The following is a 26,427-nucleotide window of genomic DNA, read 5'->3' on the forward strand; positions in this document are numbered from 1 at the left end:
CACTCCTCTTTGAACCTACCTAAGTAGTACTAAGTAGTCATTCTGGTGTTAGGGACACTTATACACTTGGCCAATCATTTTGCTTTCTCCGGGCACAAAGCTGGAGAGAAACGTCTGGCTTGGGCTGCTCACGCCATAAAGGACATTGCCCCCCATTGCGGCGGCCTTGTTACGCAAATCATTGGCTGCACCCCGCATGGAACCACTTTCACCGTCATTGCCTGCCAACCAGTTACTTTGAGAACCGGTTACTTCACCGATAAATTGGCATTCTGCGGTAGGTTTGGTCTCAGTAAATTTAACTTGCTCCCCTGCAGTACTCAGTTCGTTGCTAGTGCTACAACCCGCCAGCAACAATGCTGCCGATAGACCCAGTAAGGTTTTAATCCGCATTTTTTCCCCCATCTAATATTGAGAATGACGCAAAACTTATCAAAGAACGCTGCTATGTTTCTAGCATCCATTGCCAGCGGCCACTGGAGCCTGATCAACACCTTGAGCGACAGTTGATGAGCTATCAGTTTACACGCTAAATCAACATGATCTGCAAAAATATGTGCAACAGAGGTATTTATCCCCCATCGCGAAGCAATTTCTGCTCACCCGTCACACTATTGGGACATAGCCATAAAAAAACCCGGCACGAAGCCGGGTCTCAATACACATCGGTGCTTGGGGGGATTACATCATACCGCCCATACCACCCATACCGCCCATGCCACCCATACCACCAGCACCCATATCAGCTTTATCGTCTTTCGGCAGATCAGTCACCATACATTCGGTGGTGATCATCAGACCAGCGACAGAAGCCGCATACTGCAGTGCAGAACGGGTCACTTTGGTTGGATCCAGAATACCCATAGCGATCATATCGCCGTATTCTTCGGTGTAAGCGTTATAGCCGAAGCTGCCTTCACCTGCTTTCACTTTATTGGCAATCACAGAGGCTTCTTCACCCGCATTGATCACGATTTGACGCAGTGGAGACTCCATGGCACGCAGAGCCACTTTGATACCCACATTCTGGTCTTCGTTATCGCCTTTCAGGCCAGCAATCTTGCCTGCTACACGAATCAAGGCCACACCACCACCAGCAACCACGCCTTCTTCTACCGCTGCACGGGTCGCATGCAAGGCATCTTCAACACGGGCTTTCTTCTCTTTCATTTCAATTTCAGTTGCGGCACCGACTTTGATAACTGCCACACCACCGCCCAGTTTAGCGGCGCGTTCCTGCAGTTTTTCGCGATCATAGTCAGAAGTCGCTTCTTCAATTTGCTGACGGATCTGAGTAACACGGCCTTTAATGGCAACCTCATCACCCACACCATCAATAATCGTGGTGGTGTCTTTGTTGATAACCACGCGTTTTGCCTGACCCAGATCTTCCAGAGTCGCTTTTTCCAGCTCCAGACCAATCTCTTCAGAAATGACGGTACCGGCTGTCAGGATAGCAATATCTTGCAGCATGGCTTTACGGCGATCACCAAAGCCCGGTGCTTTAACCGCTGCCACTTTGACGATACCACGCATGGTGTTAACCACCAGGGTCGCCAGCGCTTCACCTTCAACATCTTCTGCGATGATCAACAGTGGCTTACCTGCTTTGGCAACCGCTTCCAGTACTGGCAGCATTTCACGGATGTTGGAAATTTTCTTATCAGCCAGCAGGATATAAGGGCTTTCCAGTTCAATAGAACCGGTTTCTGGCTTGTTGATGAAGTAAGGAGACAGGTAGCCACGGTCGAACTGCATACCTTCTACTACATCCAGCTCATCTTGCAGACCAGTGCCTTCTTCAACGGTGATAACACCTTCTTGAGTCACTTTTTCCATCGCTTCTGCAATCAATTTACCCACGGTGTCATCGGAGTTTGCAGAGATGGTGCCTACTTGAGCGATAGCTTTAGAATCAGAGCAAGGTACAGACTGCTTTTTCAGCTCTTCAACCGCCGCAATAACGGCCTTGTCGATACCACGCTTCAGGTCCATCGGGTTCATACCTGCAGCTACAGCTTTCAGGCCTTCGGTGATGATGGATTGAGCCAGAACAGTGGCAGTGGTGGTGCCGTCACCTGCAGCATCATTGGCTTTAGAGGCAACCTCTTTCACCATTTGAGCACCCATGTTCTCAAACTTGTCTTCCAGTTCGATTTCACGAGCAACAGATACGCCATCTTTAGTGATGGAAGGTGCGCCGAAAGATTTATCCAGTATGACGTTGCGCCCTTTAGGGCCCAAGGTCACTTTCACTGCATCAGCGAGTACATTCACGCCACGGAGCATCTTCACGCGAGCGTCATTACCAAATTTTACGTCTTTAGCTGCCATTAGTATTTCCCTTCAACTTGTTCAGGTTATTAGAAGATATAAAGCGTAATTAGGCTTCAACAATCGCCAAAATGTCGCTTTCAGACATGATCAACACTTCTTCACTGTCGATCTTCTCTGCTTTCACGCCGTAACCGTCGTTGAAAATTACGATGTCACCCACCTTCACATCCAGCGGCTGGACGTGACCACTTTCCAGAACGCGTCCTTTACCAACGGCTACAACTTCACCACGCGTGGATTTACCCGCTGCAGAGCCAGTCAGAACGATGCCGCCAGCAGATTTTGATTCAACTTCTTTGCGCTTGACGATAACGCGGTCATGTAATGGACGAATACTCATTGAACGCTCTCCTGTAAGAAAGTTTCTATCAGATTTAGGGTTGTTCACCGGATTATTGATACCGGCTCCGTGGGATTTGAAATGGGGGCGTTCCATTTCCCTTCAAGGGGCAAAATCAAAAAAAATTTTAATTACTGCCAATTATCGGCTCTCTATCCAGGTTTGTTAGTCCTGCAATGCTCCTAAGGTTGACATTATGATGGGGATAGAGACAAAAATGCGGCCTGTTAGCCGCATTCGAGAAAAAATCATCGATCTTTAGGTTTATCATGATCATCCGGTTGATGATCCAGCGTGTAACGCTCATCATTTTTACGCTGGAACTCCCCGTCGAAGGTATTGCCACTGGCCGCCCCCCCATTCTGGCTCCCCCCACCTGTGCGATAAATGGAAAGGTGTGGCATTAATTTTAATGTCAGCAATTTCTGCACGGGTGGCAACAACAGCAGCAGGCCAAGAAAATCGGTAAAAAAACCTGGGATCAATAGCAGGAACCCCGCCAACACCAAGGAAACACTTTTTACCATCTCTGCTGCAGGACTTTCCCCCACAGCCAGTTTCTGTTGCATCTGCACAAAGGTTTTCACCCCCTGATTACGCACCAGGGAGACGCCAACACAAGAGGTAAAAAGCACCAACAAGAGCGTTGTTAGTACGCCTAATACCGCAGCCACTTTGATAAATAAGGATATTTCTATATAAACCAACAGAAATATCAGAAATAACGGTAACCAGCGCACCGGCTTCTCCTCTCGATAGAGTCGGCGTATCCGCACAATAGCGCATACACCACGAATAAGTTCTATAACAGACCTATTTTACTACAATGGGGACATCATAGAGTCATTTCAATCTGACGGATATTTTTATTACCCCGTTAAAAAATGTGAAGTGAACCACAGAAACAACACGCCGCCATTTTTGAAACATCAGATAGTGATCTGCGCCCACTCATTTATTACCAAGCAGCATATGATCTGGGCAGCAACAATCAGTGTGGTTAATACTTCCATACTTGATGCTATCGGCAACATTATTTTGTTATCACACATATAATTATTCGGCAGCGATATTTAGAGAAGGTTCTCATGTCAAACAACATTCGTATCGAAGAAGACCTGTTAGGAACACGTGAAGTACCCGCAGAAGCCTATTATGGTATTCATACTTTGCGTGCGATTGAAAATTTCTATATCAGCAACAGTAAAATCAGCGATGTTCCTGAGTTTATTCGCGGCATGGTTATGGTGAAGAAAGCCGCAGCAATGGCCAACAAAGAGCTGAAAACCATTCCTCGTCAAATTGCTGACACCATCATCCAAGCCTGTGACCAAATGCTGGATAAAGGCAAGTGCATGGACCAATTCCCCGTGGATGTGTTTCAAGGGGGAGCAGGCACCTCACTGAACATGAATACCAACGAAGTGTTGGCTAACATCGGTCTGGAGTTGATGGGACACCAGAAGGGGGAATATCAGTACCTGAACCCTAACGACCATCTCAACAAGTGCCAGTCCACCAACGATGCCTACCCAACTGGCTTCCGTATCGCGGTCTACGCCTCCAACCAGAAATTGATCGATGCCATTAACCAACTGCGAGAAGGCTTCGACCGTAAGGCCCAGGAGTTCGCCACCATTTTGAAAATGGGCCGCACCCAGTTGCAGGATGCCGTACCGATGACGCTGGGTCAGGAGTTCCGTGCTTTCAGCATCCTGCTGCAAGAAGAGACGCGCAACCTGCACCGTACTGCCGAGTTGTTGCTGGAAGTCAACCTGGGTGCTACCGCCATCGGTACCGCACTGAACACCCCAGAGGGCTACCAGCATCTGGCAGTGCAAAAATTGGCAGAAGTCAGTAACCTGCCCGTCGTTCCAGCGGAAGACCTGATCGAAGCCACCTCAGACTGCGGTGCCTACGTGATGGTACACAGCGCGCTGAAGCGCCTGGCGGTGAAACTTTCCAAAATTTGTAACGATCTACGGTTACTTTCTTCCGGCCCACGCGCTGGTCTGAACGAAATCAACCTACCAGAATTACAGGCGGGTTCTTCTATTATGCCAGCCAAAGTGAATCCGGTAGTCCCAGAAGTCGTCAACCAAGTGTGTTTTAAAGTGATCGGCAACGACACTTGCGTTACTATGGCAGCCGAAGCAGGACAGTTACAACTCAACGTAATGGAGCCAGTCATTGGTCAAGCGATGTTTGAGTCCATACACATTCTGACCAACGCCTGTTATAACCTGCTGGAAAAATGCATTAATGGCATTACTGCCAATAAGGAAGTATGCGAGCACTATGTCTTCAACTCTATCGGCATCGTCACTTATCTGAACCCATTCATTGGCCACCACAATGGTGACATTGTTGGCAAGATCTGCGCCGAAACTGGTAAGAGTGTGCGTGAAGTCGTGCTGGAACGCGGGTTACTGAGCGAAGCTGAGCTGGATGATATCTTCTCTGTGGAGAACTTGATGCACCCGGCCTATAAAGCGAAACGCTATACTGATGAAAATGACCAATAATAGACTCATCCGGTAGCCCGAAAGGCACGCAAATCCATTGGATCGCGTGCCTTTTTTCTTTCTTGCGTCACAGTTTTTTAACCTTTTATTTTCATAAAAAATCATTTTGAATGGGGTAAATATTATGTTAGTCGTGGAATTAATCATCGTTCTACTGGCCATATTCCTAGGGGCTAGGCTGGGCGGTATTGGAATAGGTTTTGCTGGGGGTCTTGGGGTGTTGGTGCTGGCAATGATTGGCGTAAAGCCAGGCAGCATACCGTTCGATGTTATTTCAATCATCATGGCCGTTATTGCCGCTATCGCCGCCATGCAAGTCGCTGGTGGGATGGATTATCTGGTACAGCAAACGGAAAAACTGCTACGTAAGAACCCGAAATACATCACCATTCTGGCCCCGATCGTTACCTATTTTCTGACCATCTTCGCCGGTACTGGTAATATCTCACTTTCTGCGCTGCCAGTGATTGCCGAAGTAGCCAAAGAGCAAGGCATCAAACCTTGCCGCCCACTGTCTACCGCCGTTGTTTCCGCCCAGATTGCTATTACCGCATCCCCCATCTCTGCTGCCGTGGTGTATATGTCTTCGGTGATGGAAGGGCACGGTGTCAGCTATTTGCATTTGCTGATGGTGGTAATCCCATCCACTTTCCTCGCGGTGTTGTTGATGTCGCTGTTGGTCACCTGGCTGTTTGACTCCAAATTGTCTGACGATCCAGTCTACCAAAAACGCTTTGAAGAGGGCCTGATTGCCCTGCGCGGTGACCGCGTTCTGGAGATCAAACCCAAAGCAAAAATGTCGGTACTGATGTTCCTGGCTGGCGTGCTATGTGTGGTGGCTTATGCCATTATCAACAGCCCAAGCATGGGTTTGGTGGCAACACCACTAATGAATACCACTAATGCCATTTTGATCATCATGTTGAGTGTGGCCACCCTAACCACTATTCTGTGCCGCGTTGATACCGACCTGATATTGAATTCCAGCACTTTCAAAGCCGGCATGAGTGCCTGTGTTTGTATTCTGGGTGTTGCCTGGCTGGGTGATACCTTTGTGCAGGCTAACCTTGATTGGATCAAAGCCACTGCAGGTACCGTGATCCAATCACACCCTTGGTTGCTGGCAGTCATTTTCTTCTTCTGTTCTGCACTGCTCTATTCTCAGGCTGCTACCGCTAGAGCTCTGATGCCAATGGCTCTGGCACTCAACGTTACCCCACTGACGGCTATCGCTTCCTTTGCTGCGGTTTCCGGCCTGTTCATTCTGCCAACTTACCCAACACTGGTGGCGGCAGTACAAATGGACGATACCGGCACCACACGCATTGGGCGTTTCGTATTTAACCACCCATTCTTTATCCCTGGCACCATGGGTGTGGTATTTGCGGTAATCTTTGGCTTCCTGATAGGTGGCATGATTTTGTAATTGATTGGCGGGGTTTCGGCCCCGCTTTTCTGCAATCCCCCCAATTACTGCCTATACCGCCTATCTGGCGCTGAGTCTGTCCCTGATTGAAGCCAATATTCGTTCTGCTGCGATGCTGTTTTTGTCGGTGCCAGAGGTTTATGCCAAAAATATGCGGTTGTGGCACTGGAAGGTGGTGATATTTATCACCCTGTTCCTTGTGGTTGCGGTGATGATCATGGGCAAAATATATTCGACCCTGCGCAATAAATTCATCTTGGTGGAAGGGGCTCTCTCTTTACCAAAAAATAAGTGCCCATCCTCAATAACGCTATCCGGTTTGTTGCCGGAGAGCGCTTTAACTTACTGCTTTTTTTAACCTCGACGCTGTATCCATCATATTTATGACACAAGGAGAATCTACTATTGCTCAAAAAATTTTTTATTGTAAATGGAGTTTCTTATGAAAACAGTTTGGCCAATTGGCGCTCTCTTTATCTCAGCCGCTTTTCTGGTGGGATGTGGCGATACCGACAGCAAGCAGGTACTGTCACCTACTCCGACGGAAGAAAAACCAATAACAGAACCTCCAATAGATAAAAGCCCGGTAACCGTGGCGTTTATGCCAGACGTCCATTTTCATGATGTTTATGGTTCCTTCGAAGGCAACGCCTTCGCTGGCCTGATGAACAGTAAAAGCGGCCAGTCAGCTATGATCCGCACCATGTATGCGCAACTGACATCGACCCGGTTATTCAATGAGAACTATTTCGCTTTTCTGGCGGCGTTGGACGATGCGGCACAGCGTGGGATCAAGTTGGTCGCGCTACCCGGCGATTTCAGTGATGATGGCCAGCCAATCCATATGCGGGGGCTGAAAAAAATTCTGGATGAATACTCCCAGCGCTATGGTATTCAGTTTTTCGCCGCTCCCGGCAATCATGATCCTAATGTGCCGTTTGAACGCCCCGGTGGGAAAAGCGATTTTCTCGGTGAGGAGGGGAAAGAACAGCGTATCTATAGCAAGGGCGCTGCTGAATGCAATGGTTACAGCGATGCCTGGACGATTATTGACGCAGGATATGAATTACCCACCGTCTGTACGGAAGATATCCGTGAGTTGGGCTATGAAGGGGTGACCACGGCTCTTGCCGAACACGGTTTTATGCCCAAAGCCTCCTATCTTTATTGGGAAACCCCATACAGCACCTATTCAACCACCAGCTACACATTTGATACCGCGCGCCAGCAGGCCGATTGGCAGTATCGCCATTATGAGATTTGTGCCGAAGGAACCGGTGGCCGCTACAAGCAAAGTGATTACACCCACTGCTTGCAGGTGCCGGACGCCAGCTATCTGGTCGAGCCCATTTCTGGGGTCTGGTTGCTGGCGATTGATGCCAATGTCTATATCCCCAAGTCTTCCGCCGATGACGCAAACCCTGCCAACCCTAAAAACTTTAATGGCTCAGGCAATGCGGGATATAACCGTATGCTGACGCATAAAACTCACGTGATTGAATGGATCAAAACCGTGGCGCAGCGTGCCAAAGAGCAGAATAAACAGTTGATCACCTTCAGCCATTTCCCGATGACCGAATTTTATAACGGGGCATCTGACGATATTGAAGCGCTGTTTGGCACCGGCAGTTTCCAAATGGCTCGTCGGCCTGCAGAAGATACTGTACACGCATTGGCTAAAGCAGGGATCGAGATCCACGTCGGGGGCCATATGCACTTTAATGACACCGGTATTCGCAAGTACGACGATGGTTTTCTGGTCAACATTCAGGCACCTTCGATGGCGGCTTACGTCCCTGCCTATAAATTGCTCACTCTCAATAACAAAAGTACCATCGAGGTGGAAACCGTTCGATTGAATCAGGTTCCGCGTTTCGACGAACTGTTTGAACATTATCAGATGGAACACCAACATCTAGCGGCTCAGGGTTCGGCAAAATTATGGAATGCCGATATCCTCGCCAGTAAGGATTACCATGAGTTCAATAACCTGTATCTCTCGGAGCTGACCCGCCTGCGGTTTTTACCCAGCGAATGGCCCTGTGAAATGCGCGAGATGCTGTTCAGCATGAGTGGGCGCGATATGCTGATCCTCTCGCAGTTGGACACCGCTGTGACGTTGGCCCAGTTACAGGCTAATCCGTCTTTGTCGCCGCTAACCACGCTAGCCAAGTGCACTGCGGCTTCGCCTCAGGTACCTGTAAGCGTAACGCCAGAGACAATAACCGCAGACTGGGAGCGTGCCCAAGCTAAGGCAGCATCACTGGCGCAGGCAAATAACCTCAAGCTAGATGATTTTGCTGCATGGAGCGGGTTTGATCTGGCCACCGATTTTTATCGCTTGGCTAACGCTGGCGATCTGGCGCTGGATGACATCACTCCTGAACGGATTGGTCAATACAGCGTGCTGGCTGATGCCTTGGCGAATACCCAAGCCACCGTTCATTTCTCTGATAAGAAAGTGCTGGATGACAATAGTGTCAGCCAAGTATTTCAGAACCGCTTTGGCGCCCTATTTGCCATTTTGCGTAAATTAGGAACTTCATTGCCACCCAGTGACCACTTTATGATTAATCTCGAGCAGCGTGAGGTTATCAATCTGAGTGATAAAAAGGGATTTGCGGAATAATCGTATTAACACCCAATGCTGGCTGATTGGTGTTGGGTGTTACACTTTTTGGTAATGAAACCAACTAATTGAATTTTATCTGCAATACACAGTTTTGAACGCTACTCATGGACAGCGTTAATGTTCATTGTCCTCATTTTGGCAACCTGAAGATTAAAGAGTATAGCCTCAGGGTATGCTATCCTGCAGATAACCTGGCTAAGAGGGCTGAATATGTCTGATTGCGAAGCTATTGTCATACTTTGTACCGTACCCGATGAAGCGACAGCGCAAGAGTTGGCCGCGAGAGTACTGGCTGAAAAACTGGCCGCCTGTGCCACACTGTTGCCCGGTGCCTCCTCGTTATATTACTGGGAAGGCAAATTAGAGCAGGAATACGAAGTACAAATGCTGTTCAAGAGTGACCAACATCATCAGCAAGCGCTGCTTACCTACCTGAAACAACATCACCCATATCAAACACCCGAACTATTGGTGCTACCGGTGTTAGCTGGAGATAAAGATTACCTGTCATGGATCAACGCCTCATTAAACTGATATTACTGCTTTGCAGCCTGTTTTTCTTGCCGCAAGCCGTTCAGGCCTCGCTGTTTAACCAAAACAGCGGTAACCAGTTTATGCCTGTCGATCAAGCCTTTGCTTTTGATTTTAAACAGCAGGACCACCAACTGACACTGAGTTGGGAAATTCGCCCGGGCTATTACCTGTATCGCCATCAAATCAAACTGGTGCCACAGCATGCAACTCTGGGCCAATTTGAGTTACCGGCGGGGTTGAATCATAAAGATGAGTTCTTTGGTGATGTGGCCATTTTCAAGCAGCCGTTGACCCTGACCATTCCGCTGTTGCAAGCCGACAGTAACGCCAGCCTGAGCGTCACCTATCAAGGGTGTGCCGAAGCGGGGTTCTGTTATCCACCCGAGACACGGATCATTCCTTTGCGTGCCGTCGCTGCAGCCGCAGCCACAGAGCCGCCGGCTACAGCACCTGCCGCCGCAGAACCAACCGGACTGCCCTTTTCCCCACTCTGGGCACTATTGGTTGGTATCGGCATTGCATTCACACCTTGCGTGCTACCGATGTACCCGTTGATTTCCGGCATTATTCTTGGCCGAGAACGACCACAGAGTAATAGACGCATCCTGGTGTTGGCCTTGGTTTATGTACAAGGTATGGCATTAACCTATACCTTGCTTGGTCTGGTAGTTGCCGCTCTCGGGCTACAATTTCAGGCTGCACTGCAACACCCTTATGTGTTGATCGGGTTGTCTGTACTGTTTATTGCCTTGGCCTTATCCATGTTTGGTTGCTTCTCCTTGCAACTGCCCGCCGGCCTACAAACCCGGCTGGCGAACTGGAGCAATACTCAACAGGGGGGCTCACTGCTCGGCGTATTTGTTATGGGTGCGTTGGCTGGGTTGATCTGTTCCCCCTGCACCACCGCCCCTCTCAGTGCCATCCTGCTCTACATTGCTCAAAGCGGCAATATGTGGGTAGGTGGTGGTACGTTATATCTGTATGCACTGGGGATGGGGATCCCACTGGTGATAGTCACCCTGTTCGGTAACCGCCTGCTGCCACGCAGTGGCCCTTGGATGCAATATGTTAAAGAAGCTTTCGGTTTTGTTATCCTGGCACTACCGGTATTTCTCCTTGAGCGAGTAATAGGTGACGTTTGGGGGCTACGTCTTTGGAGTCTACTGGGGCTGGCATTCTTGAGTTGGGCATTCGTTCTCAGCTTGAAATCATCCCATGGTTGGGTGCGACTTGTGCAGGTTATATTATTGGTGATGTTGGTGATCGCCGGGCGCCCCTTGCAAGACTGGGCATTTGGCCACAGCAGCGCCCCCCAAAAACAAGCGCAAAACCAGCTAGGTTTCACCCAGGTTAATAACCTCGAACAACTGAATTTGGCACTACAACAGGCACAGGGTAAATCGGTGATGTTGGATCTGTATGCTGATTGGTGCGTCGCCTGCAAAGAATTTGAAAAATACACGTTCAGTGATCCAGCAGTACAACGCCAACTAACGAATTCAGTGCTATTGCAGGTTGATGTTACTGCCAATAGCGCCGAACAGGTGGCCTTGCTAAAACACTTGCAGGTGCTTGGGCTACCCACCATTCTTTTTTTTGACTCTGCGGGACAAGAGTTACCCGCCGCTCGTGTCACCGGGTTTATGGATGCAGCGGCATTCAACGCACATTTGCAGAAACACATTAATCAATAACAGGTGCAGTGGTTCAACATTCTTCTGAGAGGAAGCACAAGTGCAACGTGAACAAGTTTTAAATACCGCGCTGAAGCTGTTGGAAAAGCAGGGGCTGGCGATCACCACACTCGATATGCTGGCCACCAAGTTGGGTGTTTCAATCCATGATATACAGCCATTCTGGCCAGATCGCGAAGCTTTGCTGTATGACTGCTTACGCTATCATGGTCAACAAATTGATACTTGGCGCCGCCAGTTGCAACTTGATGAAGCTTTGAGCGTACAGCAAAAGCTGTTGGCACGTTATGATGTGTTGACCGCACATGTGCTCAATGAGCGTTATCCTGGTTGTCTGTTTATTGCCGCCTGTAGTTTGTTCCCCGCCAGCGACCACCCTATTCACCAGTTAGCTGAGCAACAGAAATTAGCTTCTTTCCATTTCACCCGTGAGCTATTGCGAGAGATGGATGTCGATGATGCCGATTTGGTTGCCCAACAAATGGAACTGGTGCAAGAGGGATGTCTCAGTAAATTGCTAGTCAACCGGCAGTTGCAGGATGTCGCTGTCGCTAAACGTCTAGCTGCAGATATTCTACAGATTGCTCAGTGCCGTAAATTCGGTGCATTAAGTTAAGCAACAGCAAACACCCCGTTAGGTGGAAAACCGTGCCTGATATTCCCGGACTGCAAGCCGAGGTTTTATGGCATGCAGGATAAAGATAGCATTTTGAACACCTTGACTGAAAAGCCAGCAATCAGCTCTGTTTTCAGTTTTTTTTCCATAAACCCGTTGACGCCACATCAGCAATACGGTTTAATGCGCCCCGTTGCCCGGATAGCTCAGTCGGTAGAGCAGGGGATTGAAAATCCCCGTGTCCTTGGTTCGATTCCGAGTCCGGGCACCACTTATTCAGAAGCGCTCGTCATTCTTTCAGGATGAAAAAATGACGGGTACGAAATAAGACCTTGTTAACACACTGTAACCTATCAGGCAGCTCAACTACTTGTATAGCGGTTATTAAAACTCGGTTCTTGAAAAGCCCACCTGTTAGCGCAGGTGGGCTTTTTCGTGTACGTGCTGATAATACGATAAAATTAAAAAACCTGAATATGTGCAAAAATTTCAACAAGGGGCAGATAAGATTCACTGTTTTTTAGAAGGAATGACACCATGAAAAAAGTAATAACCTTTTTAACCATATGCTTTATAACGATTATTACTGGATTCGCGTCAGCAGATGACCGCGTAGTCATTAATGGTGTTACGTGGGCAACCCGAAATGTAGACGAAGTAGGTACTTTTGCCCAATCCCCAGAAAATGCAGGAAAATTTTACCAATGGAACAGAAAAAAGGCATGGAATACCACTGATAATAAAGTGACCGATTGGAATGATACTGACCCCGAAGGTACCGAATGGGAAAAGGATAACGACCCTAGCCCTCCAGGTTGGCGAGTACCTACGATGAATGAAATGATGTCTTTATTTGATAAAGAAAAAGTCAGTTACCAGCAAGCGACCCAAAACGGAATAGACGGCACAAAATTTACCGACAAAGAGAATGGTAATAGCATTTTCCTACCAGCGGTAGGTTTACGTGACAGTTCATTTAGCACACTCCACAAGGTGGGCTCAATCGGTTATTATTGGAGCAATACCAACAATAGTCTTGCATCAAAAGCTGCCGTCTGCTTGATGATTGCTGGCAATCATTCAACTCTACATGCTCTTGCATCCAGTAATGCGTTGTCTATTCGCCCGGTAGTGGAATAACATATTGTTAAAACATGAAACAGATTTTTCTTCGGTAATAGCTCGATGAGCTTTGTACCCACATCTTGATGAGTTCCCCTTATGGAAAGCGATGACCGCTGGTTGCGTGTCACGCAGGAGTCTGGCAAGTTTATTCTGGTTGGATTTAAAACTGTTTACAGGCTCAAAAATGGTGTCATTTGATAGCGTAACGAGCTTTGCCACACCCGCATCAAGACCCACCATCGACGTTGAGGTATGAGCTGGTTCAGTGACGTCGTATTCCGTCTGGATACTGACGTACCATTTACCGCATTACTGGCTGACAGCTTATTCAGAGAACCCAGCCTATGGCTGGGTTTTTGCTTTGTGGCGCTCCGCTAGATTGCTGGTCGTTGTTACCACCTATACCACAGCTTTACCCCTGAACCCCACCTCTCGACTGCTCCAGGCTCCGCTCAAATACTTTAAGGGCCAGCGCCAACTCGTCTTTCTCGCTGTCCTGAACTGGCTTCGACGAGAGCTGGCAACCCACTCCACTAGGTACCAGCAAACAACGAGAAGGGAGATTTTGAAAATTTTGGTAAGGAACAACAGCAGGCCTTTGTCATCCACTTGGTCCGAACAGCGTAACAGGCTATACTGGTCAAAAGAGCAGCAAAGAAAGGAGTAAGTCAATATGGTAACCAAACTGTCCCCCATCGTATCCGAGTTTGAAACTCAGGAGCAGGCCGACAGCTATGACCGCTGGTTCCGTGCCAGAGTAGAAGCAGCGATGAACAGTACCAAGCCCCGTATACCTCACGATGAAGTGATGGCTGGCGCTTGGAAGATTATTGAAGAAGCTAAAATGAAAAGGAAACCAGCTTGATGTTACCAGTCAAGTGGACTGACGATGCCAGAACTGCACTTTACACACTAATCGGTTTTATTGCTGAACAAAACCCTTTCGCTGCCGAGTCTTTGTTACATCGTATTCAAGACTCAACGCTTCCAGCAACGGAGCACCCTTATATTTTTCGCCCTGGTCGAGTTCCTGGCACACGAGAAATCGTCGCTCACCCCAACTATATCGTTGTGTATCGGGTACTGTTCGATTGTATTGAAGTACTTGATGTTCTACACGCCCGTCAGGAATACCCATAATGCCTGACCTGTTGGTCGCACAATAGGTCAATATCCATTCTGACAACGAATTTTTGACAGAAATTGGTGAAATTTTCAATTTATTCAAATTCAAATAACACATTGTTTTTAATATATAATTAACACTCGTATTGCTCTCAAAAATATTTCTTAAGCCCCATCGTCACCGATATTGCCAGCCCCACCAGCCGGGCAGCGGGCAGCAACAATAAATTTGGGTAGACGGCGAACGGTGCTGGCAGGTCTAGCACACAAGGGATATACACTACCGATTTCACAAACTGCTCAAAATGCCACCATCTTACTCAACTTGATCTTGACCCGCCAACTGTTCTTGCCCCACTAACTGTTCTTGACCCACTAACTGCAGCCCACGAATAATCCAATACAAAAAACGAATAAAAAAAAGAAAAGCCCATGGAATTAATCACTGAAACAAAAAACAGAATATTAGATTAAAAATTAACTTAAATAAAAATTAAATCTCATTTAACCACAATCAGACTAATGGCAGATGAAATGTTCCCTTTTTATTTAAATAAGAATAAATAACTGGCCCAAATCACCAAAAAAAGGCATGCCTGGACCTTGTATCTCGCTTTTTCACCTAATAGGACACAATAAAATGAAGATAGATTTAATAATTAACTTTAAATTACAAAACAAGGCGCCTAACTCTTTATTTTTCTAAATAAAATCAAACTATTACGATAATGCATTACACGAACTAATAATGATTTGCATTTTATAATCTTATGATTACACTACTAGGCAAACAAGAATGCGCAGACCTCATATAGGCTTATAGCCAAAATAATTCGAGTTGCCTGACAAAACGCTGAGCGTTTTGAACAACACTTGTGCCGGGCTGAAGGGTATAGCAGAGAGAAAAGAGTGATGGTCTGCTGTTCTGGGCAGTATGTGAATAATGTTCCAACAATAATAGTTTGCCTATCATGGTTATCTTGAAGCATTAAACACAGATTCCAGGCTTAACCAAGTGAACGCGAGTTAAGTATTAGTGCAGGTGATTAAATATCGTCCACTCATGTGAACATCCTGATTCGTTTTTGTACACCTACATTTCAACAATTTGTGCCCATTCCTTAGAGATAAATTGCCTATACACACTGTTGAGAGGCAATGGCTTTTATCTTTAAAAGCACAAAGAAATCATTATATAAGAGGATTAACTCAATGGAGCTGATTGCCATCTCGCCCTATACCAAGATGTTCTGGAATGAATATATTCTTAACCCGCAATCATTCGAATATAATATGGTATCCATCCAAACCATTGATGGTGATTTTGATATCAATAGACTACGTCATGCAATACAAGGTGTAGTACGTGATTATATCTTATTTCACCATGTTTTAAGTGAAAAGGATGGGCAACTCCACTGGGTAAAAACAGAAAAAAGCATAACGCTTGAATTGCTTGATTCCTCTTGCGATCTTGCCTCTCTGATCTGCACACCATTTGATCTCACCGAAGGGCCGCTTTGCCGTTTTTATTTAATTGAGATGGGAGCACAGAGATATGATTTTATTGTTGTATTACATCATGTTCTAATCGATGGCCTTTCTGGGCAAGAATTTTATGATGTTCTGTCTTATTACTACAATCAGGGCCAGCAGGCACTACCCAATACGCCTAACCTGGCACAGATGCAGCAACTTTATAAACAGTATGATCATGATGTATCACGCTTAAAACAAGACTTTAATTCTTTGGCTTTTTGGCGCTAGTTACTGGCAGACTGCCCTCCCCGTGTTGATTTACCTTATATTCGTACTGAGTCCTCAGGTTCGGACTCATCTGGGGGAGTCAGGTTTAGCTTATCACTTTCAGAATGGCATCGTCTGAAAGACGGCGTGAAGTATGCGAACCCTTTTCTGATTTTCAAAACACTCTGGGCACTATTAATCGCCTGCCAATCTGAACAGAAAACGGTACATATTGGTTATCCCGTGGCTGCCGAAGGGGGAAAAGAGCTTTATTATGGCGCGCAAGTAAACACTGCTATTTTCCCACTACGATTATTGCCTCAGGCCACTTTCGCCAGCTTGTATCGGGATACGTTAGATTATACAAAAAAGCTCAAGGCATCTGGCAAGCTGCGACACACAAAATTACCTACTTACGACATACTAAGCCAAAGCCAGATCCAGCAACTGAATGTGAATTTTACCCAAGCCTATCTGAAAGACTCACCGCTGGTGTTTAACGGTTGCCAGATCAGTGTGGATCACCGTTTTAATGTTGATCTGGCCGGTTCTGAACTTCTGCTCGAATATCAGCAATCCGAAAACGCTTTTAATTTCAGGCTGAGATACAAATCGGATCTATTCGATGAGACCCAAATGCTCGAACTGGCGGAGCAATATCTCTATTTGTTGCGTTCAGTATTAAATGAACCCGAACGATTGATATCCACCTTCTCCTATCTGACTCCGCAGCAGGAGCAGCGTCTGCAGGATCACTATCATAGCGCTGCCCCTCTATCCCCCACGCAGACGACCTTGCTTAGCGGGTTTGAGAAACATAGCCACCTTTACCCTGAGCGTATGGCGCTCAAGGATGAGAGGGAGGGGCTCAGTTACCGTGAGCTTGAACAACGTAGCACCCGGTTGGCGCAGCATATACGTGCAGAATATCTGCGTATTTGCGGTCAGGAAATGCCCACCGATTCGCTGATCCCGCTCTACCTTCAACGGAGCGTTGACGCAGTGGTGGGTATATTAGCGATCATGAAGGCAGGGGCGGCCTATGTGCCGTTGGATCCTCACGCTCCCGCACAGCGGCTGGCCTATATTTTACAGGATGTGAACAGTCCGTTGGTACTGACGCAAGCAAAACTGCAAGATACCATTTTACAAAACGCACCTGACAGCCACTGCTTGCTGATTGATCAGCAGGAACACACGTCGTTAATTGACAATATACCGTTGCCTGAGCTTGATAGCCGACAACTGGTTTATGTCATTTATACTTCTGGTACCACAGGGCGACCCAAAGGGACGCTGTGTGAACACCGTGGTGCCGTCAATATGATCCAGGGCCATACCCAGCGGCTATTAGCCAATCAGCATCATGTACTGAACTGTATGCAATTTGCTACATTCGCCTTCGATGCGCATGTGTTTGAAGTTTTTATCGCCCTTGATAATGGCCATTGTCTGTGTATTGCCAATGAAGCTCAGCGCTTGGATCTGCCATTACTCACCAAGCAAATGGCCGAATGGCAGATCAACTTCTGTTTCCTTCCCCCTGCACTGCTCAGCACCAAACCCACATTTCCAGACTCGGTACGTTATCTGGGCGTTGGCGGTGAAGCAACGTCGCAGGATGTGCTTGATCACTATCTGGCTTGTGGTTTACAGGTTGCCAATATGTATGGTCCTACCGAGGCATCGGTCAGCGCTAGTGTTAATCTGTATCGCAACAACGGCGCCCGCAATATTGGTCACATGATCACCAATATGCGGGGCTATGTGGTGGATGAAAACTTCCACCTGTTGCCACTGGGTGTCGAAGGTGAACTGTACCTTGCGGGTGCTGGTTTGGCTCGTGGCTATCTTGGCCAGCCTGAACTGACGGCCAGCCTATTTATTGATAATCCGTTTCACCAAGAAATGGACTATCGCCGTCTTTATCGCACCGGCGATCGGGTTCGTCGTTTGCCGGATGGCAGTCTGGAATATTGTGGCCGTAAAGACCAACAGGTGAAAATCAACGGTTACCGCATTGAGTTGGGTGAAATCGAATCGGTAATGCGCAATCTGCCTGGCATCGCGGAAGCGGTAGTCATTGCCCGTAAACAACCTTCGCCGCAGCTTTTGGCCTGGTTCGTTTTAGCCCCCGGCAGCAACCTGACGCTGGAAGAGGTCAATCAGCAACTGGCTGAACAACTGCCACATTATATGGTGCCTGGCGCAATGATGGCGATTCCTGCGATCCCGCTGACGGTAAGCCGAAAGGTAGATTATCGTGCGTTACCCGAACCCGCACTTATTGAGCAGAACACCCCTTTCCGCACACCGAGCACCCCGTTAGAAAGTCAATTACTGGTGCTGTTTAACCGGTTGTTAAACAGCAATGCAGGTATAGACGACCATTTTTACCGCCTGGGGGGTAACTCTATTCTGGCGATTAAACTTTGCCATGAAATCAATAAACAACTTGGGGTCAACGTTTCCGCACTCACTCTGCATCAATATCCAACGGTAGCAACGCTCAGCAGCTATATTGCTCAACAAGAGCCGACCGTACAGGAAGAGACAATCCTGGCAACCGGGTGCCAAACCGCCCCCTTGTCTTTCCAACAATCGCGCCTGTGGTTTATGCAACAACTGTCAACTGAGGCCACACATTACCTGTCGCCAGTTTTGCTACAGCTTTCTGCCGATGTGGATTGTGCGGCTTTTATCAAAAGTCTGCAGGCGATAGTGACACGACATCAGGTATTGCGCAGCCTGATAAAGCAGGATAAGGCGGGGGAAGCTTGCCAAGTGGTTACCGATCAGGTGTTGGCGGTACCAGTACATGTTGTGACGGCAGAAGGCTATGCCACCTGCCTGCAACAGGCCTTACAGCAGCCCATCGATTTAACGCGCGAACTGCCGCTACGCGCGGCCATCTATCAGTATCAGGATGCAACGGGGAACGCGAATACCGCAAGCCTATTAGTCTTCCACCACATCGTCTTTGATGGCTGGTCAATGGATGTCCTGATGAAAGAGCTGGCGATATTTTATCATCATTTCATGCAGCCCACCGCACCGCCACCAGCCGCGCTTCCCCTGCAATACCTCGATTATGCCCTCTGGCAGCATCAACAAAGGGAGGTAGAAATCAAGGCGGAAGATTTGGCATTCTGGCACCGAACCCTGGCGGATTGTCAGCAATTGGACATACCACCGGACTACGTTCGTCCTGCTGCGTTTGATACTCGTGGTGATAACTGTGATGTCATGCTGCCAGCCGACCTGTTGGCATCACTCAACCAGTTGGCCCGTGAAGAAAGAGTCAGTCTGCATGGGGTGATGTTAAGTGCATTCACATTGCTGTTGGCAAGGTATACCGGCCAAGATGATGTCATGGTGGGGACGCCGCTGGCGAACCGTGGCCAGCCGGAGCTGGAAGACCTGATCGGTTTCTTTGTAAATACCTTACCATTGCGCAATCGGGTGAATAACGAGATTTCAGTCTCAGCATTTATCCATCAGGTCGCCACTAACACGTTGCAGGTACAACAGCATCAGAGCCTATCGTTGGAGCAATTGGTTGATAGCCTGGCACTGCCCCGTGACTTTTCGCGCCATCCGTTGTTTCAGGTGATGTTCGCGCTAGAGGACGATGTCAATAACACCGATTACCCGTCCTGGCTCTCGGTGGAAGATTTAAGTCGCTATGAGCAGACGGCTAAATTCGACTTAACCCTGACGCTAACGCCAACTGAAAATCAGATGTCCGCGCGTTTCAACTTTGCAACAGCGTTATTTAAAAAATCATCAATCCGTCAACTCGCCAGTTACTTTGTTTCTATCCTGCAGCAGATGGTGCAATACCGCGATGAACCGCTGAAAACACTCAGCCTGTTCCCAGCCGAGAAAATACCACAATGGCTATCCACCCATCGTGAACAGCGGTTTGGATATTCATTCGAGCGTACTTTACACCATGATTTTATGCGCAATGCTCAACAATATCCTCAAGCGGTCGCCGTGATCGACACGTTCGGGGAGATGACCTACAGCGCGTTGTATCAAGCGGCATCAACCTTGTCGACCCAATTGCGTTTACAGGGAGAAATACAGGGGGATGCCATCGCCATATTAGCGGATAAGGGGCGTCAGCAGCCGGTTGCCATGTTGGCTGCACTGATGTGTGGCAAAGCCTTTCTCCCGATGGATAAAGGGTGGCCACTGCAACGGCGTTTAGGCGTGATGGCACAAGCCGGCATCAATACTCTGTTGAGCAATGAAGCTTGGGTAACGCCAGACATTAACGTAGTGGTGTTGGACAGTGCGGGTCATGCACCAACCCTGCCGCAACCTGAATGGCTTTTGCCCCCTATTGATGCCACTCCAGACAACCTTGCCTATATCATTTTCACCTCCGGTTCTACCGGGACGCCAAAGGGAGTGGCGATTGAGCACCGCAGCGTCGTCAATATGATCGAAGGAACCAACCGCTACTTTGCCATTGACCAGAACGATCGCAGTATTGCACTCAGTGCGCTGAGTTTTGACCTGGCCATTCATGACATTTTTAGCGTACTTTCAGCCGGGGGAGCCGTAGTTATGCCCGCCGAAAGCGATCGGACTAACCCGGAAGCCTGGTATCAACTGATGATTGCTCATCGCGTCACCACTTGGCTCAGCGCCCCAGCTTTGCTGGAACTGTTGTTGGATTATGTTAACAGTATCGGCGGAGTTTCAGGGCCGGAGCCCGCTTTACGTGCAGTGATGGTCGGCGGGGATTGGATTGCAACTTCACTGCCGGAACGTTGCCGCCAATGGGCACCCCATAGCCAGTTCTGTAGCGTTGGTGGAGCCACCGAGGCCGCCGTCTTCTCCATACTTTACGAAGTGCCACACCAACCAGTGTTATCAGTCAGTATTCCTTATGGCAAGCCACTGCCGCATCAACGTTTCTACATTCTGGATGCCTGGCTGCGCCCGGTGCCAGAAGGCGTGAAAGGGGAGATTTACATCGCCGGTGTTGGCTTGGCCCGTGGCTATTATGGTGATAACCAGCGGACCGCCGACAGTTTCTTCTGGCATGAGTTACTGCAAGAACGGGTTTACCGCACCGGCGATGCTGGTCGTTTTCTGCATGACGGAAATATTGAGTTTATGGGGCGGATTGACCAACAGGTCAAAATCAACGGTTACCGCATCGAGTTAGGGGAAATTGAAAATATTGCCCTGTCGTATCCCATCCTGACAGCCTGCTGTGTCATGCTGATCCCGCATCCACAGCCCTATCTGGCGGCCTATATCGTGGCCAATGAACCGGTAGATATCCCGGCACTGAGCCAATACCTGCGTAGTCAATTGCCACAATACATGATGCCCAAGGCGTTTGTTCAGATCGAGAGTATGCCACTGACGGAGAACGGTAAAATTGCCAGGAAGGCCTTGCCGGTGCCGCAGTATGAGCAGCGTGATTTTGTTGTGGCTGACAGTGACTGGGAACGTGAGTGCTGCGAGATTTGGTGCGAATTGTTAAAACGCCAGCGAGTGAGCGTGGAAGATAACTTCTTCTCACTCGGGGGAACTCGATTCTGGCGATCCAGGCATGTTATCAAATCAGCCACCGGCTGCAACGGGATGTCACCCTCAGCGATCTGGGGCAACACCCGACGATCCGTAATCTCTGCAATTACCTGAAAAAACCCGGTGATGATGAAGCGCAACCCTTAGTCATACCCGCGTTGCAGCTTGATACTTACCCGCTGTCATCCTCGCAAATGCAGCTCTGGTTTATCGAGAACCTCAATGGTGGCAGTCATCTTTACCATGTGCCGATGTTGTTCCGTCTCAATGAAGACCTTGACCCGATAGCATACTGCCAGAGTCTACGGGCTATCGTTGCCCGCCATCACGTATTACGTAGCGTTATTTGCCAACAACAGGCGCTAACCGCCCTCTCTCGGTTAGTGGATAGCGAACTGGAAATTGCGCGTTTGGTGCTGGATGCCGACACTTGGCAGCAACAGTTGCTTCAGGATATCGACCAACCATTCAGGCTTGAAGCAGAAATTCCGATTAGAGCCCGTATTTACCAGGTCAAACAACCGGATAACACCCACCAGCATTACTGCCTGATCGTCGTGCATCATCTGGCTTTCGATGGCTGGTCGCAAACTATTTTCCTGCAAGAGTGGGCGGCATTATATCAAGCCTATCGAACCGGGCTGCACCCAGCGTTGCCTGAACCAAGCCTGCAGTATGGTGATTATGCCAGTTGGCAACAGACGTATCTGAGTTCGGCAAACGCCGACCGATTGAAAGCCTTCTGGCAACAACATCTTCAGGGCTGGCAAATGCTTGAAATGCCGCTCGACTATGTGCGGCCCGCGCAGTTTGATCATCGTGGTGCCAACCATTGTGTCACCTTGCCTGATGACTTGGTCGCGCAAACGGAACGCTTTGTACAGCGCGAAGGGGTGACCCCGTTTGCCCTTTTCCTGTCGGCGTTCAATCTATTGCTAAACGCCTTCAGTGGCCAGCAGGATATTCTGGTGGGCACCCCAGTCGCCAACCGCCCGACGGCAGAAACCCGTGCGGTTATCGGCTTTTTTGTCAATACGCTACCGTTGCGTACACAAATTGATGACAACATGGCGTTATCTGACTATGTCCATGAGGTTTTCAACACGTCACTAGAGGCACAAAAATACCAAAGCTTACCGCTGGAACAGTTGATTGATCACCTCCAGGTGCCACGCGATCTCTCACGTCATCCGTTGTTCCAGGTGCTGTTTGTTCTGGAAGATGCGACGCAAAATACGGCGTTACCCGCGTGGCTAGTACCACAAAGCCTGGTAGAACAGTATCAGGCGGCCAAGTTTGATCTGATGCTGAGTATCCAAAAAGACGTTGGGTGTACCCAAGCGGTCTTCAACTATGCCACGGCACTGTTTACACCAGAAACCCTCACCTGCCTGTCTCAGTATTATCTGACTATCCTGGAACAGATTGTCGAGCAGGGAAGCTGGCGAATTAACCAATTGACGCTTGTTCCTCCGGCAGAGGTAACCTCAATGCGTGCAAGTTGGCAAACCAGCCCACCAGCCTATGATTTTGAGCGTGCAATCCACCATGATTTTATCCAGCAAGCACGGCTGCAACCGCAGGCAGTGGCCATTATCGACAGCTTGGGTGAACTGAGTTATGGCGAGCTTTATCAGGCGGCATTGACGCTGTCATTGCAACTGCGCCAGTACACGGATAGGCAGAGCGAAACCATTGCGGTGATGGTGGACAAAGGGCGGGCACAGATTATCGCTGTGTTGGCGATCGTCATGGCTGGCAAGGCTTATCTACCGCTGGATGGATCCTGGCCGGAACGCCGACGCTTGGAGGTTATCGCGCAATCACAAACCCCGGTGATCCTCAGCAGCCAGCCTTGGCAGAACATCGAACAGGCCAGGCTATTGCTGATCGACCCCCATGGCATCGTGGCCGAGCTACCACCACCACAGCCTGGGGAGCCGCTATTATCCGCGCCCCATGATCTCGCCTATGTCATCTTCACATCGGGATCGACAGGCATCCCCAAAGGCGTTGCAGTTGAACATCGCGGCGCGGTGAACAGTATCGTTGATACCATTCAACAACTGGGCCTTGATAAGCAAGATCGTGGCTTAGCCCTCAGTGCGCTAAGTTTTGATATCTCGGCGTTCGATATTTTCGGCATTCTATCGGTAGGGGGCACCATGGTGATGCCATCCGAGATAGAACGTTATCAACCGGATGCCTGGCATCGGCTGATGGTCAATCACGGCGTCACCTTCTGGAACTCTGCGCCTTCGGTAATCACATTGCTGGTGGAGTACCTTGAGTCAAGGGAAACCGCTGGCGAAGGCTGGCCGATGTTGCGTACCGTGGTACTGGTTGGGGAAGTGATCGCCAAGCAGTTACCGGCACGTATCCGGCAGTGGCGTAAAGGTTGCCGCGTGGTCAGCACCGGTGGTGCCACAGAAAGTTCCATCTGGTCAATCCTCTACGACATCCCAGATGCACCGATCCTGACCCCCAGTGTGCCTTATGGCAAAGCGATGGCGCATCAGCGGTTTTATGTTCTGGACAGCCATCTGCGCGTGTTGCCACCCTGCCTGCCCGGTGAACAGTATATCGGGGGGGCTGGGGTGGCCCGGGGTTACTTCCGCAATGAAGCGGTCACTCAGGAGCGGTTTATCTACCATCCTGAACTGGGTGAACGGCTTTACCGCACCGGTGACGCAGGCCGTTATCTGCCAGACGGCAATCTCGAGTTTATGGGGCGGATGGATTTTCAGGTCAAGATCAATGGTTATCGCGTTGAACTGGGGGAAGTTGAAAGCAGCGTCCTGGCCTTCGGCACCATCAAATCTTGCTGCGCTATCGTTTGGAAAGATCAGCAACAGGAGCGTTTGGCGCTCTACTATGTGTGTGATGAACCCCTAATCGAAGCTGAATTACTCGAGTTTCTCAGCCAGCGGTTACCGCTGTATATGATCCCGACGGCGTTAATCCAACTACAGGCACTACCTTATAATTCTAGCGGTAAGCTGGATCGTAAGGCACTGCCTGCACCGCAAATAGTCGAGCAGAATGTCTATGTTGCGCCGGGTAATCCACTCGAACAACAACTGTGTGCGCTGTGGCAGAAAACACTGAAACGTGAGCGAATCGGCATGACGGATGATTTCTTCCGCTCAGGGGGAACATCGCTGATGGCGATTTCGGTATGTATGAAATTATCCGAGTTGCTGAAAACGGCGGTCCCTGTTGTCAGGCTGTTCCAATGCCGTACTTTGAAAAACCTGCTTGCCACCTGTGAAAACCATCTGGTGCTGCCACTGACTCAGATAACCCAGGGTTTGCCTGCTTTGTGGATGATTCACCCGGCGCTGGTCGGTGCGGAAGCCTTCTATCCCTTCGCCCAGACTTTGCAGGGCAAAATGAATGGTTATGGTGTCGATAATTACAATCTTTATCACCGCCCTACCATTTCTTCACTGGCTACACTGGCGGATCGTTATCTGGAGGAGATGATAACGCACGGTTTGCTGGCCGGACCCGTACAGATCCTGGGGTGGTCGCTGGGGGGGCTAATCGCACTGGAAATTGCAGCCCAGTTGGAAGCTCGCGGCATACAGGAGATTTCACTCTATCTGTTAGACAGTTTTTATCAGCAGACAACGGAAAAAACCTCACTTGACACCCTACTAGCTACGCTGGGGCTCACAGGAGAGACCGCCGAACGTGCTCAGGCGGTGGCAGAGGTAGAGGATCGGCTTTCTCAGGCGAAACTCAGCCACAAACTGCAAACCACTCAGGTTACGCTGTTCAAAGCAATGCGAGCAAACCCTGATTTGCCGGATGACGTGATGAAACCGCTGATTGCCGTGCCAGACAACGGGCTGAAAACGGTCTGTGAACATCTGCGAGTGATCCCGCTGGCCTGCCACCACCACGATATCCTGGAATATGGTGATGAGATCAGCAAGGTGATCTGCCCGCAGAAAAGGTAAGGGCAACAGATGGGCAGCGGAGAAAATCCGCTGCCTTTTTACTTATCATGACGATGGAGTTGTGGTGTGAATGGGCTCACCCGTCTTGAGTTTGCTAGACATTTCACTGTAGACGCGATCAGCATCTGATATTACCTGTTAGATAAACCGTCTATTGATGTGCGGCAACTGTTGCCTTATTGCATGACGTTACCTAAAGAGATCCAACTCAGCATTGAATCGCGGCGCATTGAATATCTGGCGGGCCGTTATTGTGCCGTCCAAGCTCTCTGCGGGTTGGGAATGGCGGCACCACGGGTGGGGCGGAATGCCGACCGTTCACCTCGTTGGCCTGCGGGCACTTACGGTAGCCTGTCGCACACAGATAACCGAGTCATTGCCTGTGCAGTTTGGCAGTCAGAATACGCTGGCGTCGGGATCGATATCGAAAAAACGGTACCGCAAGAAATGCTGCCATCGCTGGAACATCTGGTCTTCACCGTACCAGAGCGAGAGTGGGTTAAAACCTCGCCGGGATTAAGCGTATGCCAGGCGGCAACATTGCTATTCTCGGCCAAAGAGGCTTTTTATAAGTTTATCTATCCACAAGTCCATACCCATTTGGATTTCACCGCCCTGTCTTTGGTGGCCCTGAAAGAGGGCGAGTTTGCCATTGAATTGCAAAAAGAACTGGGCCGTGGTTGGCGGAAGGGGAAAGTAGTGCAGGGGAAATATTTTTTTGATGATGAACAGGTAATAACGTTAATTGCCGCGAAACAGCCCTAAATGGCATAAGCGTTATCCCCACCCTTTAGGCTGACAGGAAC

General features: G+C 49.0%; 18 protein-coding genes, 1 tRNA gene and 2 pseudogenes. 15 read left to right on the forward strand and 6 right to left on the reverse strand.

Annotation, left to right across the window (positions count from 1 at the left end):
• Positions 1-48: 48 nt before the first annotated feature.
• The 4 genes from ACX9GV_RS16140 to ACX9GV_RS16155 form a co-directional block, all read right to left on the reverse strand.
• Complete coding sequence (locus ACX9GV_RS16140) at positions 49-393, reverse strand: DUF4156 domain-containing protein (RefSeq protein WP_023489037.1); 345 nt, start codon at positions 391-393, stop codon at positions 49-51.
• A gap of 288 nt (positions 394-681) precedes the next feature.
• Positions 682-2,334, reverse strand: coding sequence for a chaperonin GroEL (gene groL / locus ACX9GV_RS16145; RefSeq protein WP_023489036.1), 1,653 nt, complete (start codon positions 2,332-2,334; stop codon positions 682-684).
• A 49-nt stretch (positions 2,335-2,383) separates the two neighbouring features.
• The gene (locus tag ACX9GV_RS16150) at positions 2,384-2,677 is read right to left on the reverse strand and encodes a co-chaperone GroES (RefSeq protein ID WP_023489035.1); all 294 of its coding nucleotides are present in this window, start codon (positions 2,675-2,677) and stop codon (positions 2,384-2,386) included.
• 248 nt (positions 2,678-2,925) lie between these two features.
• Positions 2,926-3,417 carry an FxsA family protein gene (locus ACX9GV_RS16155; RefSeq protein ID WP_023489034.1) on the reverse strand — a complete coding sequence of 164 codons (492 nt, stop codon included), beginning with the start codon at positions 3,415-3,417 and terminating at the stop codon, positions 2,926-2,928.
• Between the two features lie 348 nt (positions 3,418-3,765).
• On the opposite strand from ACX9GV_RS16155, the gene aspA reads away from it, so the two are divergent.
• From aspA to ACX9GV_RS16200, 9 genes are all read left to right on the forward strand, one after another.
• Positions 3,766-5,202, forward strand: a complete 1,437-nt coding sequence (gene aspA, locus ACX9GV_RS16160) for an aspartate ammonia-lyase (protein ID WP_473196194.1) — start codon at positions 3,766-3,768, stop codon at positions 5,200-5,202.
• 124 nt (positions 5,203-5,326) lie between these two features.
• Positions 5,327-6,628 (forward strand): anaerobic C4-dicarboxylate transporter, encoded by a 1,302-nt coding sequence (locus ACX9GV_RS16165; protein ID WP_023491061.1) that lies wholly within the window; start codon positions 5,327-5,329, stop codon positions 6,626-6,628.
• 4 nt (positions 6,629-6,632) lie between these two features.
• A complete protein-coding gene (locus ACX9GV_RS16170) occupies positions 6,633-6,986 on the forward strand; it encodes a hypothetical protein (RefSeq protein WP_473196195.1) in 354 nt (117 codons plus the stop codon).
• 84 nt (positions 6,987-7,070) lie between these two features.
• Positions 7,071-9,257, forward strand: a complete 2,187-nt coding sequence (locus ACX9GV_RS16175) for a metallophosphoesterase (protein WP_473196196.1) — start codon at positions 7,071-7,073, stop codon at positions 9,255-9,257.
• A gap of 213 nt (positions 9,258-9,470) precedes the next feature.
• On the forward strand, positions 9,471-9,794 hold the full coding sequence (gene cutA / locus ACX9GV_RS16180) for a divalent cation tolerance protein CutA (RefSeq protein ID WP_473196197.1): 324 nt from the start codon (positions 9,471-9,473) through the stop codon (positions 9,792-9,794).
• The gene (locus tag ACX9GV_RS16185) at positions 9,770-11,488 is read left to right on the forward strand and encodes a protein-disulfide reductase DsbD (RefSeq protein WP_473196198.1); all 1,719 of its coding nucleotides are present in this window, start codon (positions 9,770-9,772) and stop codon (positions 11,486-11,488) included. Before cutA ends, ACX9GV_RS16185 begins: the two co-directional genes overlap by 25 nt.
• A 40-nt stretch (positions 11,489-11,528) precedes the next feature.
• Positions 11,529-12,104: a transcriptional regulator gene (locus ACX9GV_RS16190; RefSeq protein WP_023491065.1), complete on the forward strand. Its 576-nt coding sequence runs from the start codon at positions 11,529-11,531 to the stop codon at positions 12,102-12,104.
• A 195-nt stretch (positions 12,105-12,299) separates the two neighbouring features.
• A tRNA-Phe gene (locus ACX9GV_RS16195) sits at positions 12,300-12,375 on the forward strand.
• Between the two features lie 266 nt (positions 12,376-12,641).
• On the forward strand, positions 12,642-13,244 hold the full coding sequence (locus ACX9GV_RS16200; RefSeq protein ID WP_473196199.1) for a fibrobacter succinogenes major paralogous domain-containing protein: 603 nt from the start codon (positions 12,642-12,644) through the stop codon (positions 13,242-13,244).
• A 111-nt stretch (positions 13,245-13,355) separates the two neighbouring features.
• On the opposite strand, the pseudogene ACX9GV_RS16205 reads toward ACX9GV_RS16200, so the two are convergent.
• Positions 13,356-13,538: pseudogene (locus ACX9GV_RS16205) on the reverse strand (transposase); the annotation flags it as partial.
• A 364-nt stretch (positions 13,539-13,902) separates the two neighbouring features.
• Here ACX9GV_RS16205 and relB point away from each other — a divergent pair.
• Entirely contained in the window at positions 13,903-14,094 is a 192-nt protein-coding gene (gene relB / locus ACX9GV_RS16210; RefSeq protein WP_037384417.1) for a type II toxin-antitoxin system RelB family antitoxin, read from the forward strand.
• Positions 14,094-14,369: a type II toxin-antitoxin system RelE/ParE family toxin gene (locus tag ACX9GV_RS16215; protein WP_473196200.1), complete on the forward strand. Its 276-nt coding sequence runs from the start codon at positions 14,094-14,096 to the stop codon at positions 14,367-14,369. Before relB ends, ACX9GV_RS16215 begins: the two co-directional genes overlap by 1 nt.
• A 137-nt stretch (positions 14,370-14,506) precedes the next feature.
• On the opposite strand, the pseudogene ACX9GV_RS16220 reads toward ACX9GV_RS16215, so the two are convergent.
• Positions 14,507-14,662: pseudogene (locus ACX9GV_RS16220) on the reverse strand (IncC plasmid conjugative DNA transfer DtrJ family protein); the annotation flags it as partial.
• A 904-nt stretch (positions 14,663-15,566) separates the two neighbouring features.
• Between ACX9GV_RS16220 and ACX9GV_RS16225 the strand changes: the two are divergent.
• The 4 genes from ACX9GV_RS16225 to ACX9GV_RS16240 all read left to right on the forward strand — a co-directional run bounded on the left by ACX9GV_RS16225 (position 15,567) and on the right by ACX9GV_RS16240 (position 26,386).
• Complete coding sequence (locus ACX9GV_RS16225; protein ID WP_473196201.1) at positions 15,567-16,121, forward strand: condensation domain-containing protein; 555 nt, start codon at positions 15,567-15,569, stop codon at positions 16,119-16,121.
• 126 nt (positions 16,122-16,247) lie between these two features.
• Positions 16,248-21,770, forward strand: coding sequence for an amino acid adenylation domain-containing protein (locus ACX9GV_RS16230; RefSeq protein WP_473196202.1), 5,523 nt, complete (start codon positions 16,248-16,250; stop codon positions 21,768-21,770).
• 80 nt (positions 21,771-21,850) lie between these two features.
• Positions 21,851-25,621 (forward strand): non-ribosomal peptide synthetase, encoded by a 3,771-nt coding sequence (locus ACX9GV_RS16235; protein WP_473196203.1) that lies wholly within the window; start codon positions 21,851-21,853, stop codon positions 25,619-25,621.
• A 183-nt stretch (positions 25,622-25,804) separates the two neighbouring features.
• Positions 25,805-26,386 carry a 4'-phosphopantetheinyl transferase family protein gene (locus ACX9GV_RS16240; protein ID WP_473196204.1) on the forward strand — a complete coding sequence of 194 codons (582 nt, stop codon included), beginning with the start codon at positions 25,805-25,807 and terminating at the stop codon, positions 26,384-26,386.
• Positions 26,387-26,427: the final 41 nt, after the last annotated feature.

Source organism: Serratia sp. 25CWL12 (genome assembly GCF_055790885.1).